This is a genomic window from Paraburkholderia sp. MM5496-R1, assembly GCF_050436205.1.
Lineage (GTDB): Bacteria > Pseudomonadota > Gammaproteobacteria > Burkholderiales > Burkholderiaceae > Paraburkholderia > Paraburkholderia tuberum.
Map to the genome: position 1 here is coordinate 1,298,566 of NZ_JBNDLT010000002.1, position 14,404 is coordinate 1,312,969.

Annotated in this window: 7 protein-coding genes; 1 reads left to right on the forward strand and 6 read right to left on the reverse strand. The window is 66.0% G+C overall.

Annotated features, from left to right (window positions below; translation table 11 throughout):
• Positions 1-91: 91 nt before the first annotated feature.
• From OKW38_RS12850 to OKW38_RS12865, 4 genes are all read right to left on the reverse strand, one after another.
• Positions 92-1,084, reverse strand: coding sequence for a GlxA family transcriptional regulator (locus tag OKW38_RS12850; RefSeq protein ID WP_090803900.1), 993 nt, complete (start codon positions 1,082-1,084; stop codon positions 92-94).
• Positions 1,085-1,808: 724 nt separating this feature from the next.
• A complete protein-coding gene (gene uvrA / locus OKW38_RS12855) occupies positions 1,809-7,757 on the reverse strand; it encodes an excinuclease ABC subunit UvrA (protein WP_429361770.1) in 5,949 nt (1,982 codons plus the stop codon).
• Between the two features lie 221 nt (positions 7,758-7,978).
• Positions 7,979-9,493 carry an amino acid racemase gene (locus tag OKW38_RS12860; protein ID WP_429361772.1) on the reverse strand — a complete coding sequence of 505 codons (1,515 nt, stop codon included), beginning with the start codon at positions 9,491-9,493 and terminating at the stop codon, positions 7,979-7,981.
• Between the two features lie 137 nt (positions 9,494-9,630).
• Positions 9,631-10,521, reverse strand: a complete 891-nt coding sequence (locus OKW38_RS12865) for a LysR family transcriptional regulator (RefSeq protein ID WP_184070136.1) — start codon at positions 10,519-10,521, stop codon at positions 9,631-9,633.
• 118 nt (positions 10,522-10,639) lie between these two features.
• On the opposite strand from OKW38_RS12865, the gene OKW38_RS12870 reads away from it, so the two are divergent.
• Entirely contained in the window at positions 10,640-11,383 is a 744-nt protein-coding gene (locus OKW38_RS12870) for an SDR family oxidoreductase (protein WP_429361773.1), read from the forward strand.
• A gap of 84 nt (positions 11,384-11,467) precedes the next feature.
• On the opposite strand, the gene OKW38_RS12875 is transcribed toward OKW38_RS12870, so the two are convergent.
• The gene (locus OKW38_RS12875; RefSeq protein ID WP_429361775.1) at positions 11,468-12,493 is read right to left on the reverse strand and encodes an aldo/keto reductase; all 1,026 of its coding nucleotides are present in this window, start codon (positions 12,491-12,493) and stop codon (positions 11,468-11,470) included.
• A 68-nt stretch (positions 12,494-12,561) separates the two neighbouring features.
• Complete coding sequence (locus OKW38_RS12880) at positions 12,562-14,301, reverse strand: tetratricopeptide repeat protein (protein WP_429361777.1); 1,740 nt, start codon at positions 14,299-14,301, stop codon at positions 12,562-12,564.
• Between the last annotated feature and the right edge of the window lie 103 nt (positions 14,302-14,404).

A 14,404-nucleotide genomic window follows, 5' to 3' on the forward strand; every position in this document is an offset into this window, starting at 1 on the left:
GCCAGCGAACATACGGCCGCTCTCGCGACCGCGTCCGACAGACGAGGTGCGCCCGCAACGCGGGCGCCCTAACGCCTGCTAAAGATACATGCTACGCCTCACTGGCCGCCCGGCTGCGGGCGCGATACTCGGTTGGCGACAAAGCCATACGCTTGCGGAAAATTTTCGCGAGACGATCGCCGTTGCCGGTGCCGCTGCGGCGCGCGATCTTGTCGACCGGCAATTCGGTCTCGGTCAGGAAGTTGCACGCGATACGCAACCGCACCTGCAGCAGGTAGTCCGACGGCGTGATCTGCATCTCGTGCTTGAAACGGCGCAGGAAATTACGCTCGCTCATTGCGGCGACCTGCGCGGCATCGGCGACCGAGACCGGACGGTCGCAGTTGGCCTCCATCCAGCGCGCGGCCGCGCGAATCTTTTCGGCGACGCTCAGCGTGCCGCCCTCGGCCGGCAGCGGCACCCACGTCGCAGCCATGCCGGGCATCACGCGATCGGCGACGCTGCGCGCAAGCTCGGCGCCCAGGTCGCGCTTGATGAACATCAGCGCGCTGCGGGCGCAGTCGTGACGGTCGTTGGCCGCGCTGAACGCGCCTTCGCTGGCGCTCGCGCCCGGATAGCGGCTCATCAGGCCGTCATGCTCGGTCGGGCCGGCCGCTTCGAGCACGAGGCGCCCCTCGCCGATCGTTTCGATCGCGCGTGTGCGCGATTGCACGGCGCGCAGCCAGTTCAGCAGGCGTTCGTCGCGCGCGGCCACGTGGGCGCCGTAGCCGCCAGCGATGAACAGCACGTCGAAACCGCCGCCAAAGCGCGTGTCGATGTGGTCAGTCCAGATGCGCGCCGACGACGAACTGGCGACATTACCGCCGTCCATCGACAGGAACTGCACTTCGTAGGGCGGATCTTCGCCCGCTCGCGTGCCCGCGAACTCGTTGGCGGTCTGGAACATTTCCACGACGGTACCGGGGCCGAGCAGCCAGAAGCCGTCGAACAGCAGAATGCCGATTCGCCGCGCTGCAGTACGGACGTTCAAAGCGGGCGTGTGTAGCCACGTAATTCTCGTTGTATCAAGGTGCATGTGCGGCATGATCTTCCCCAAACGGTCATACGTTGCGGACCCCGATTTGCCCCGCCATCAGACGGAACGAGAGAATGCGTTATTACGGCGAAAAAGCAGACTCACGCCGCATAAAGGATTAAGCGTGATGTTAGCGGAATGGATCGCTATAGTAAATTTGAAAAACGAGTTTCATCAGGACAGCCCATGTCTGAGGAAAAGCGGTTATTGAGCGATTGATATAAGCGCGCGACACGCCGGGCAACTATGCAAGCCGCGCGAAGAGCTTGAGGAGATCTTACCGCAAAGCCTTGATGGACGGCACTCTCGCGCATTCGGACAAAGTTGCCGATAATGCGAAGCTCGGCCATTGCGCGTTACCGAGTACGTTTCTTGCGCGGTTCAAAAATGTTTCAATTGTGAACTGCTTATCGCCCTATTATGTCCGGCCAATTCGGTAGTTTATTCGCAAAGCGTAAATTTATTGCCCGCGGCATTAGGCATTTCCGTGGCATTCGCTCCGCACGACAAATTAATATCAAAATGCTGATTTATGGGGGGTTCTAAAAATGTTTCTATTTTGAAACATCGCTGGCCTCTTTCGTATGATTTAAAAGCGCGCATGCGCCGCATTGATCGAACTTCGTATGATTGGATGCAGCGCAGCAATCATATGTGGCGGACACGCGACGAGGCGCCGGCCGTTGCAACCTGCGAAGGTTGCAACGGCCGCGCCACCGCTCGTCACCGTGCCTCAGCCATTCGTCCCTTCGCCGGCCAGCGTCGCCGCAGCGGCCGTGCGCGCGAGCACCGGCCGCAGAGCCTTGCCCGTGTGACTCGCGGCCACGCGCGACAGGCTTTCCGGATCCGTTGCCGCAACGATCGTACCGCCGCCCACACCGCCCTCCGGACCGAGGTCGATGATCCAGTCCGCTTCGGCGATCACGTCGAGATCGTGCTCGATGACGACGACGCTATGCCCGCCATCCACGAGCCGGTGCAGCACGCGAATCAGCTTCGCGACGTCCGCCATGTGCAGGCCGACCGTTGGCTCGTCCAGCACGTACAGCGTGTGCGGCGGCTTCTGGCCACGCCGCGTGATGTCGTCGCGCACCTTGCTCAGCTCGGTGACGAGCTTGATGCGCTGCGCCTCGCCGCCCGACAGCGTCGGCGATGGCTGGCCGAGCGTCAGATAGCCGAGCCCGACGTCTTTCATCAGTTGCAGCGGATGCCCGATGTTTGTAATCGACGCGAAGAACTCGACCGCTTCGTCGATTTCCATGGTCAGCACGTCGCCGATGTTCTTGCCGCGCCACGTGACCGCGAGTGTCTCCGGATTGAAGCGCTGGCCGTGGCAGACGTCGCACGGCACCTTCACGTCGGGCAGGAAGCTCATGCCGATCGTGCGCACGCCCTGGCCCTCGCATGCGGGGCAACGGCCCTCGCCCGTGTTGAACGAGAAACGCGACGCGGTATAGCCGCGCGCGCGCGCCTCCAGCGTGCCCGCGAACAGCTTGCGGATCGCATCCCACACGCCGATGTAGGTGGCGGGACACGAACGCGGCGTCTTGCCGATCGGCGTCTGATCGACTTCCAGCACGCGGTCGATGCTTTCCCAGCCGGTGACCGAATCGCAGCCCTGCCATATGTGCGTGACGTTCAGCGGCGCGCGCGGCGCCGAGCGCGCGAGCACGCTCGAACGCCGGTTCGCGGCCGGCTTCTCCCCGGCGGCCGCACGCGCGCGGCGCGTGGCCGGCGACGACAGCACCGAGCGCCCGACCGCATCGAGCAGATTGGTCATCAGCACGTCGCGCGCGAGCGTCGATTTGCCGGAGCCGCTGACGCCCGTCACCGCGACGAGCCGCGCGAGCGGAATGCCGACCGTCACGTCGCGCAGGTTATGCAGCTTGCCGCCATGCACGGTGAGCCAGTTCTCCGGCACCGCGGCCGCACGCTTGCCCGGCGCGACGACCTCGCGGCGCGGCTGCAGCGGATGCACGATCGGCTGCGCGAGGAAACGCCCGGTCAGCGAATCGGGCTGCGCGGACAGGTCCGCGACGCTGCCCTGCGCGATCAGCGTGCCGCCGCGCTTGCCCGCGCCCGGCCCGATATCGATGATGTGATCCGCGCGCCGGATCGTATCTTCGTCATGCTCGACGACGACGAGCGTATTGCCCTTGTCGCCGAGCTTGCGCAGCGCGTTCAGCAGAATCTGGTTGTCGCGCGGATGCAGACCGATGGTCGGCTCGTCGAGCACGTAACACACGCCCTGCAGATTGCTGCCGAGCTGCGCGGCGAGCCGGATGCGCTGCGCTTCGCCGCCCGACAAACTCGGCGCCGCGCGATCGAGGCTCAGATAGCCGAGCCCGACTTCTTCGAGGAACTGCAGCCGGCTGCCGATTTCGCTGACCACGTCGCGCGCGATTTCGGCGTCGCGGCCCGTCATCCGCAGCGTATCGATCCACGCGCGCGTGTCGGACACGGTCCATTGCGCGACATCGACGATCGCCTGCGAGTCGAACGTGACCGCGCGCGCGACCGGATTCAGACGCGTGCCCGCGCAATCCGGACACGGCTCGTCGACGAGTCCTTCCGGTTCCTGCTCCTCCGAGGGCAGGCTCTGCTCGCGACCGCGATTGTCGTCGTCGACGATCGTGTCGTCGTACGCGGCCCGCTGCTCGCGCGTCAGCGACAGCCCCGTGCCGACGCAGCTCGTGCACCAGCCATGCTTGCTGTTGTACGAGAACATGCGCGGATCGAGCTCGGGGTAGCTCGTGCCGCACACCGGACACGCGCGCTTCGTCGACAGCACCTTCACGTCGCCGAGCTTCGCGGTGGACTCGCCGCCGTTGAGCGCGTCGTGCAGACCGTCGAGCGGCGCGAGCAGATGCATGATGCCTTTACCGATGTCGAGCGTCTGATCGAGCGCTTCGCGTAGCTCCGCTTCGTGATCGGCCGAGATGACGAGGTCAGCGACCGGCAGCTCGATCGTGTGCTCGCGGAAACGGTCGAGCTTCGGCCACGGATCGACCGGCACGAACTCGCCGTCCACACGCAGATGCGTATTGCCGCGCGCTTTTGCCCATTTCGCGAGGTCGGTATAGACGCCCTTGCGGTTCACGACGAGCGGCGCGAGGAAGCCGACGTGCTGGCCCTTGTGATCGCGCAGCAACTGCGCCGCGATCGATTCGGCGCTTTGCGACGTGACCGGCGTGCCGTCGTGAATGCAGTGCTGCAAGCCGAGCTTCACGTACAGCAGACGCAGGAAGTGCCACACCTCCGAGGTCGTGGCGACGGTACTCTTGCGACCGCCGCGCGAGAGCCGCTGCTCGATCGCGACGGTCGGTGGAATGCCATACACCGCGTCGACTTCGGGCCGTCCGGCTGGCTGCACGATCGAGCGCGCGTACGCGTTCAGCGATTCGAGGTAGCGCCGCTGACCTTCGTGGAACAGGATGTCGAACGCGAGCGTCGATTTGCCTGAGCCCGACACGCCCGTGATCACGTTGAACTTGCCGTGCGGAATGTCGACGTCGAGCGCCTTCAGGTTGTGCTCGCGCGCGTTGACGATGCGCACCACGTCCTCGCCTTCGATCGCGCGACGTGCGCGGGCCGCGCTCAGGGCCTTCTGCAGGGGGATGCCCTGGGGCTCCGCCGCGGTTGCGGTGTCCATCGCGTGGTCGTATTGCAGCAACGCCTCGCCGGTATGCGATTCGGCGCACGCTTTCACTTCGTCCGGCGTGCCCGCGCACAATACGCGGCCACCGCCGTCGCCGCCTTCGGGACCGAGGTCGATGATCCAGTCGGCCGCGCGGATCACGTCGAGATTGTGCTCGATCACGATCAGTGAATGACCGCTCGCGAGCAGCTTGCCGAACGCCTGCATCAGCTTCGCGATGTCGTCGAAATGCAGACCCGTGGTCGGTTCGTCGAACATGAACAGACGCTTCGCGATCACCTGCTTCGCGCCGCGTGCGCCGCGCGCCTGTGCCGACTCCGCGAGAAAGCCCGCGAGCTTGAGCCGCTGCGCCTCGCCGCCCGACAGCGTCGGCACGGGCTGGCCGAGCTTCACATATTCGAGCCCGACGTCGACGATCGGCTGCAGCACGCGCAATACTTCGGCGTCCTGCGCGAAGTACGCGGCAGCCTCGCTGACGGTCAGTTCGAGCACGTCGGCAATGCTCAACCCGCGCGCCGGCTGGCCGCGCTCGATCTTCACCTCCAGAATTTCCGCGCGATAACGGCGCCCGTCGCAATCGGGGCAGCGCAGGTACACGTCGGAGAGGAACTGCATTTCGATGTGCTCGAAGCCCGAGCCGCCACAGGTCGGGCAGCGGCCGTCGCCCGAATTGAAGCTGAACATGCCGGGGCCGTAGCCGCGCTGTTGCGCGAGCGGTGCCTTCGCGAACAGCTTGCGGATTTCGTCGAACGCGCCGACGTAGCTGGCCGGATTCGAGCGTGCGGTCTTGCCGATCGGCGACTGGTCGACGAACACGACGTCGGTGACCTGGTCCGCGCCGTTCAGCGCCTTGAACGCGCCCGGCGCTTCGGTGGCGAGCCCGAAGTGGCGCGCCATCGCCGGATACAGCACGTCCTGCAGCAGCGTCGATTTGCCGGAACCCGACACGCCGGTCACGCAGACGAGCCGCTGCAATGGAATTTCGACCGCGACGTCGCGCAGATTGTGCTCGCTCGCGCCTTCGAGCACGATGCGCGGCGTGCTCGCGTCGACCGCGCGACGCGACCAGTGCGCGGCATCCGCGACATGGCGCCGGCCGCCGAGGTACTCGCCGGTCAGCGTGCCGGTCGAGCGGATCGCCTCGGGCGCGCCGTCGAAAATGATCGAGCCGCCGCGCTCGCCCGGTCCCGGACCCATGTCGATGAGCCGGTCCGCCGCGAGCATCACCGACGGATCATGCTCGACCACGACCAGCGTATTGCCCGCGTCGCGCAGCCGGTGCATCGCTTCGACGATGCGGTTCAGGTCGCGCGGGTGCAGGCCGATGCTCGGCTCGTCGAGCACGAACAGCGTCTTGGTCAGCGACGTGCCGAGCGCGGTGGTCAGGTTGATACGCTGCACCTCGCCGCCCGACAGCGTGCGGCTTTGCCTGTCGAGCGTCAGATAGCCGAGACCGACGTCGCATAGATACTTGAGGCGCGTGCGCACTTCGGCGAGCAGCAGCTTCAGCGCGTCGTCGAGCAACGCGCTCGGCAGCGTGATGCCGTCGAAGAAGCGGCGGATGCGCTCGATCGGCATCAGCATGAGATCGTGCACGGTCAGGCCCGGCAACGCCTCGAGCTGCGCGCGCGACCACTTCACGCCGCGCGGCATGAAGCGCTGCGCGGGCGCGAGCACGTCGTTCGCATTGGCCTTGCTGCCGAGGCGCCACAGCAGCGATTCGGTTTTCAGACGCGCGCCGCCGCAGGTTTCGCACGGCGTGTAGCTGCGGTATTTCGACAGCAGCACGCGGATATGCATCTTGTACGCCTTCGATTCGAGATAGTCGAAGAAGCGTTTGACGCCGTACCAATGCGTCTGCCACTTGCCGTTCCAGTCCGGCGAGCCGTTGATGACCCAGTTGCGTTCGCGCTCGCTGAGCTCGCCCCACGGCGTGTCGCGGCGGATGTCGGCTTTCGCCGCGTAGCGCATCAGGTCGTCCTGGCACTCCTTCCACGCGGGCGTCTGCATCGGCTTGACCGCACCTTCGCGCAGCGTCTTGCGCGCGTCGGGGATCACGAGACCGAGGTCGACGCCGATCACGCGGCCAAAACCGCGGCAGGCATCGCAAGCGCCATAGGCCGAGTTGAACGAGAACAGCGCGGGCTGCGGATCGGCATAGCGCAGATCGCTTTCGGGGCTGTGCAAGCCGGTGGAGAAACGCCAGATGCGCGGCTCGGCGGCTTCGGCCTGCGGCTCGTCCGAGGTAGCCGGCAGCACGTAAATATTGACGCGCCCGCCGCCGCGCTTCAGCGATGCCTCGATCGCCTCGATCGCGCGTGCTTTATCCACCGAGCGCAGCCGGAAGCGGTCGGCGACGACGTCGAGCAGCTTGCGCTTGCCGGTCGGCGAATCGACTTCGCGCTGCGCCTGCACGCGCGTATAGCCGCTCGCCGACAACCACTGCTCGACCTCCTGCGCGGACGCCGACTCCGGCAGCTCGACCGGGAACGTGACGACGAGCCGCGGCTCCTCCTGCGCGGTGCGCTCGAGCAGTTCCGCGTAGATCGTCTCCGGCGTGTCGTGCCGCACCAGATACGCGCTCTGGCGGTCGAACAGCTCGGCCGCGCGCGCGTACAGCAGCTTCAGGTGATCGTTGAGCTCGGTCATCGTGCCGACCGTGGAGCGCGAGCTGCGCACCGGGTTGGTCTGGTCGATCGCGATGGCGGGCGGCACGCCGTCGACGCGGTCGACCTGCGGCCGATCCATCCGGTCGAGGAACTGGCGCGCGTACGCGCTGAAGGTTTCGACGTAGCGGCGCTGGCCTTCCGCATACAGCGTGTCGAACACGAGGCTCGACTTGCCCGAGCCGGACGGCCCCGTGACGACCGTCATTTCGCCGGTGCGCACGTCGAGGTCGACGTTTTTCAGGTTGTGCTGGCGGGCGCCGCGAATGCGAATCGTGCCCTGGATCTTGTTGCCGCTCGGGTTGCCGCCTTGGGGAGTGTCAGCGAGGGTGTCAAGGGTTGCGTCGTTGGAGGACAATTTTTCCGACCGTCTGAAGGAGTGGGTCACCTCTCACGGCCGGCTCTCGCGACCGCGCAAGTTCGGTGCAGCCGGGTCGGCGCGAGGAGCGCCCGGAAGCCTGGCTGTAGGGGGATACTATACTGTATGTTTATACAGTTTTCCATGGCGGGCGCAGACGCGCCTTGACCTCTGGATCGGCGGCGAGGCGCAAACGGCTGCGCCGCGGTCACGCCACCCGACTAGCCGAGCGCGCTTTCAACCCGCGAGCACCCCGCCGCATCCGGCGTCGCGCAACCCGCCGGTGTGCCACGCGCGACACCGTCGCCATGCGCATACGCAACGCAGCGCCTCGCCAGCACGTCGGTCGGATCGACCAGCCGCACCACGCGCCCGCCCGGAAACGCGAGCACCGGTTCGCGCAACAGCAACGGCAACTCCGTGCACGCGAGCACGATCACCTGCACGCCCTGCGCGAGCAGATCGTCGACAGCCGCCGCGAGGTCGTCGCAACAGTCGCCCGCCGTGTGCCCCGCCTTCACGCCGCGCGGGCCGTAGATCGCGTTCATCAGACGCGCTTGCGCAGTGGCGGACGGCGCGATCTGCACCAGACCGCGCGCGTCGAGCGCCTGATCGTAGACGCGGCTCGCGAGCGTACCCGAGGTGGCCAGCACGCCCACTTCGCGCAGACCCGGAAAGGTCTCGCGCAGATAATCGGCGGTACAGGTCAGCATATTGACGATCGGCACGCGCAGGGCCGGCTGGAGCCGCTCGACGAACGCATGCGCGGTATTGCACGGAATCGCGATCAGATCCGCGCCGCCGTCCTCGAGCGTCTTGCAGGCCGCGTACAGCGCGAGGGTGGGATCGTCGCCGCGCTCGAGCAGCGCCGCGGTGCGGTCGGGGATCTGCGGATTCTGCTCGACCATGATCCGGATATGGTCCTGGTCGCGCGCGGCTGGCGTGTTGCGCACGACCTTGGCCATGAAATCGACGGTCGCGGCCGGCCCGATGCCGCCGACCACGCCCAGGCGGAACGCCCGCTCCGGCTGCGTGTACTGCGCCGCCGCGACATAGCGCGCATACACCTGGTTCGTATCGACGAGCGGCACCTCGATGCGCCCGAGCGCGCGCAGCACGAGGCCGATCTCCGCGAGCCCCGGCGCGATCACGTCGACGCCCTGCGCGACCAGATCCGCGCACGCCGCGCGCAACAGCTCGACGGGCCGCCCGTGCAGGCGCCCATCGCGGATGCCCCCGACACCAAAGACGGCGCTCGTCACGCCGTCGAAACCGGTGTCGTTGCGCGGATAGCACACGTCGAACCGCCCGGCTTCGAAGTAGCGCTCGAACAGGCCGTTCGCGCGAATCGCCGCCGACGTCAGCACGCCGATTCGGCGCGCCGACGGATAGGTGCGCCGCACGTGCGCGGACAGCGCGGTCATGATATTGGCGACCGGCACGGTGACGTTGGCCGCGAGTTCGTCGATGAAGGTGTGGCTCAGAAAGCAAGGCAGCACGATCGCGTCGACGCCGCGTTTTTCGAACGCGCGCATCGTGTCGAACACGTGGATCTTGAACTGCGGGTCCGTCGCCTCGGGCGCGGCGGGCCCCTGCCACGCGCGCAGTTCGAAAATCAGATCGAAGGGGCGCGCGGCGCCTGGCCGGCGCGACGCCGTGCTAATCCGGCTGAGGATGTCGGCACTGGCGAACTGCGCCGCGCCCGTCGCCACACCCAGCGAACGAAAACGATTCATGATCAGATCCCCCGGTCGTTCTGTGCGTCCACCCTCGATCACGGGCGGCTTTCTGCGCTCTTGAGAATGACATTATGCGAGGCGCACATGTCCAGGCGTTAACCACGAAAACGCATTCCTTTGCGTTTTTCGCTCCCTCAGCTCACCGGCTCGAAAATCTCCCGCAGCCACTGCGCGAACACCCGCACGCGCGACGACAACTGCCGGTTCTGCGGATACAGCACCGACACCGGCATCGGTGGCGGCGGATAGTCCGCCAGAATGACCCGCAGCCGCCCCGCCGCCAACTCGCCATCCACGCGGTAACGCGGTACCTGCACGATGCCGAGCCCGGCGAGGGCCGCGCCCGTGTACAGTTCGGCGCCGCTGACCGACACCGCCGACGGTAGCACGAGCGCGGCATCCCGCCCGTCGACGCGGAATTCGAGCGGCACCGGCTTGCCGGTCGCGCTCGACACGTAGTTGACCGCGCGATGCGTCGACAGCGCGTCAGGATCGGCCGGCTCGCCATACGCGGCCAGATAGGCAGGACTCGCGACCGTCACCTGCTGCAGTTGCGCGACACGCCGCCCGACCATCGACGAATCCTGCAGCACGCCCGCGCGCAGCACGCAATCGATGCCCTCGCGCACGAGGTCGACGAGCCGGTCGTCCTCGCCGATCATCAGCTCGATGTCGGGAAAGCGCGCGAGAAACGCGGGCAGCGCCGGCACCACGAAGTGCCGCGCGAGCGTGCCCTGCACGTTCACGCGCAACAGCCCCTTCGGCGCGAGATTGGAAAACGCCCCCTCGGCCTCCTCCATATCGGCGATCAGGCGTACGCAGCGCTGGTAGTGCGCTTCACCGTCGGGCGTGAGCCGTACCGTGCGGGTCGTGCGTTCGAGCAACCGCGCGCCCAGCCGCTGCTCGAGGCGCTTCATCAGGTTGGTGACGGTCGCGCGCGGAATTTGCAGATCGTCGGCGGCGCGCGTGAAGCTCTGGCGCTCGGCGATCCGCACGAATACGCGCATTTCCTCGAAACGGTCCATAGCGGCGGATTATTAAAGCAAATGGAATGATGATGGCGAGTGTAATCTGATTATCTCAGCGCGCAAAGCGTTCATGATTCACCTCACCGATCCACCACCTTCTATGAGGAAACCAATCATGAGCACGAACCCACAACCGAAAATCGCCATCGTCACGGGCGCATCGCGCGGCATCGGCACGGCGATCGCACAGCGGCTCGCGAAGGACGGCTACGCGGTCGCCGTCAACTACGCAGCGAGCGCGGGCGAAGCCGACGCGCTCGTCAGTGCGATCCGCGAAGCTGGCGGCAAGGCGGTCGCGGTGCAAGCCGACGTGTCGAAGCCCGGCGACGTACGTCGCATGTTCGAGATCACCGAACGCGAACTCGGCAAGGTGGATGTGCTCGTCAACAACGCGGGCGTGATGAAGCCCACGCCGCTCGCCGACACGCCCGACGCACTCTACGACCAAACCTTCGACATCAACGTGCGCGGCACCTTCAACACGCTGCGCGAAGCGGCCGCGCGCCTGAACGACGGCGGGCGCATCGTCAATTTCTCGACCAGCGTGCTCGCGCTGAACCTGCCCGGCTATGGCATCTACACGGCGACCAAGGCAGCCGTCGAAGCGTTCACGCGTGTGTTCGCGAAGGAACTGCGCGGGCGCAACATCACAGTGAATGCGGTCGCGCCGGGACCGATCGCGACCGCGCTGTTCCTCGAAGGCAAGACCGACGAGCAGATCGAGACGTTCGCGAAGATGCCGCCGCTGCAACGCCTCGGCGAGCCGGAAGACGTGGCGGGCGTGGTCGCGTTTCTGGTCGGCCCGGATGCGGGTTGGGTCAATGGGCAGGTATTGCGGGCCAATGGCGGTTTGGCTTGATGGGATGCGCTGGTCCAGCGTGCGGCCGCGCTGGACCAGCGCATTGCGCCGGCTGCGGCGCCTGGAACGTGGTCGACCCGCCGCTCAAACCGCCTTTGGATTGCGTTCCGCGAAGCCTTCCTGATGCCAGTACGGATACGCGGGGCGCACCGTGCTGGCCGCATCGAGCTTCGCGACCTGCTCCGGCGTCAGATTCCAGCCGACCGCGCCGAGGTTTTGCCGCAGTTGCTCCTCGTTGCGCGCGCCGATCAGCAGCGTCGCGACGGTCGGCCGTTGCAGCAGCCAGTTCAGCGCGATCTGCGGCACGGTCTTGCCGGTTTCGGCGGCAATTTCGTCGAGCGCATCGAGCACGCGGAACAGATAGTCTTCCGGCACCGGCGGCCCCATGTCGGCGGTCTTGTGCAGACGGCTCGTCTCCGGCAGCGGCTGGCCGCGCTTGAGCTTGCCGGTCAAGCGCCCCCAGCCGAGCGGGCTCCACACCACCGCACCGACGCCCTGGTCGACACCGAGCGGCATCAGCTCCCACTCGTAGTCGCGCCCGACCAGCGAGTAGTAGGTCTGATTCGCGACATAGCGCGGATAGCCGTAACGGTCGGCGACATCGAGCGACTTCATCAGATGCCAGCCGGAGAAATTCGACACGCCGATATAGCGGATCTTGCCCGCGCGCACGAGGTCGTCGAGCGTGGACAGCACTTCGGGGATCGGCGTTTTCGCGTCGAAGCCGTGCAGCTGGAACAGGTCGATGTAATCGGTTTGCAGACGCTTGAGCGCTGAATCGACCGCCTGGATCAGATGGAAGCGCGACGAGCCGACGCCGTTCGGATCGTCGTCGAAACGAAAGGTCGCCTTGGTCGACAGGATCGCCTTGTCGCGCTTGCCCTTCAGCGCCTCGCCGAGCACCGACTCGGACGCGCCCTTCGAATAGATGTCGGCGGTGTCGAACATCGTGACGCCCGCATCGAAACAGATGTCGATCAGACGCCGCGCTTCGGCGACGTCGGTCGCGCCCCACGCCTGGAAAAATTCACCCTTGCCGCCGAATGTACCGGTGCCGAGACTCAGCACCGGCACCTTGAAACCCGATGCACCCAGATGTCTGTATTCCATTGAAGAACTCTCCGTGGCATTGCCATCGATGAACGGAGGTTCAGTCTACGCGTGTGCGCCCAAAGGCGTCACGAAGGCGGGGCGCTCAGATCCCCCAATGCATCGCGCACGGCATCGATCACGCCGCCCCAATCGCCGAGCGCCAGTTGACGGAACAGACGTGCGCACGGATACCACGGCGTGTCGCTGCGTTCGAGCAACCAGCGCCAGCAGGTGTCGAAGCGGTTCAGGATCCAGACGGGTTTGTCGAGCGCGCCGGCCAGATGCGCGGTGGAGGTGTCGACCGAAATCACCAGATCGAGACTGGCGACGAGCGCGGCGGTATCGGCGAAATCGTGCAGCAGCCCGGTGTAATCGGCGACGCGTTCACCGTAGGCGCTTTCGGCTAATTGCGGTGCGGCCGCGCCCTTCTGCACGCTGAAGAAGCGAACGTTCGGCACCTCGAGGAGCGGCGCGAGTTGCTCGAACGTGAGCGACCGACGCGCGTCGATCTTGCGCAGCTCGGCGATATGCGCGCGGTTCTCGCCGGCCCAGACGAGGCCGACTTTCAGCGGCCTGATTGCGTCGGCATCCGCGTTGAAGTTGCCGTCGTGTTCGATCCGCTCACGCCATTCGCTGACGGCCGCCGGCTGCGCAAAAAGATACGGCGTCGCCGCCGGAATGCTCGCTTCGTTCGTGCCGAACGCAAGCGGCAAGCTCAGCAGCGGGCAATGACAATCGAACGGCGGCAACGGCTGCCCCGCTTCGATCAACTGATCGACACCATCGAGCGTCGACAGCAATCGCAACAACGCGCCCGGCACTTCGAGCACGACCTTCGCGCCGAGCTTCGCAACGAGCGGCGCATAGCGGCAGAACTGCAACGTGTCGCCCAGGCCCTGCTCCGCATGCAGCAGGATCGTTTTGCCGTCGAGCGGAACATCGCCGAGCCACAACGGCTGCGCGAACGCGCGCCTGCCGGCCTTGATGCGGCTGCGCTCCCAACGCCATTCGTATTCGCGCCAGCCGGTATCGAAGCGGCCCATTTGCAGCAGGCACAGCGCCTGGTTCCAGTGCGTTTCGACCGACACCGGATTCAACGCAAGCGCGCGCTGATAGCTCGACAACGCCTGTTCGCGCTGATTCAGATCGATCTGCGCGAGACCGAGGTTGTTCCATGCATCGACGAAAGCAGGCGCAAGTTCCAGCGCGCGTTGGTAGCAGTGTTGTGCTTCGTGCGGCTGGTTCAGATCGCCGAGCACGTTGCCGCGATTGCTCCACGCATCCGGATAGTTCGGCTGCAACGCGAGCGCCTGGTCGCAGCTATCGAGCGCATCGGCATAGCGGCCGAGATCGCGCAGCACGCATGCGCGATTGTTCCACGCCGGCGCAAACTCCGGCACGAGCGAAAGCGCGCGTTCGTAGCTCGCGAGCGCATCGAGCGGACGGTTCAGCGCCGCCAATGCGTTGCCGCGATGGTTCAACGCATCGGCGAATTTCGGCTGCATCGCGAGCGCCCGCTCGGCACACGCGAGCGCTTCGTCATGGCGCTGCAACGCGTTCAGCGCATAGGCGAGATTCGAATGCACGGCCGGCTGTCTCGCGTTGACCACGAGTGCCTTCTTCAGCAGATCGATGCCTTCCTGCAAGCGGCCCGTTTGCAGCGCAAGTTCGCCGAGCCAGCGCAACGCGTCGCCATGCTTCGGCTTCAGTTCGAGTATCTCGCGATACAACTCCTCGGCTTCGACGAGCGCGCCGTTCTGCTGGAGCGCGACGGCTTGTCGAAGCAGATGGTCCAACTGTTGCGGCAGACTGGCGTGCTTGCTCATGCGGTACCTGGAATCGGAGGCGAGAAGAATCGTCGGAAGAAGCGCACGATTATCGCCGAAAAGCCCGGGTTCGAAGTACCGCCGCCTGCCGCGTAGCGACTTG

What these genes read in the sequence shown, in the direction of transcription:
- OKW38_RS12850 (WP_090803900.1), bottom strand. Translation starts at nt 1,084, where the DNA reads ATGCCGCACATGCACCTTGATACAACGAGAATTACGTGGCTACACACG.
- OKW38_RS12860 (WP_429361772.1), bottom strand. Translation starts at nt 9,493, where the DNA reads ATGAATCGTTTTCGTTCGCTGGGTGTGGCGACGGGCGCGGCGCAGTTC.
- OKW38_RS12865 (WP_184070136.1), bottom strand. Translation starts at nt 10,521, where the DNA reads ATGGACCGTTTCGAGGAAATGCGCGTATTCGTGCGGATCGCCGAGCGC.
- OKW38_RS12870 (WP_429361773.1), top strand. Translation starts at nt 10,640, where the DNA reads ATGAGCACGAACCCACAACCGAAAATCGCCATCGTCACGGGCGCATCG.
- OKW38_RS12875 (WP_429361775.1), bottom strand. Translation starts at nt 12,493, where the DNA reads ATGGAATACAGACATCTGGGTGCATCGGGTTTCAAGGTGCCGGTGCTG.
- OKW38_RS12880 (WP_429361777.1), bottom strand. Translation starts at nt 14,301, where the DNA reads ATGAGCAAGCACGCCAGTCTGCCGCAACAGTTGGACCATCTGCTTCGA.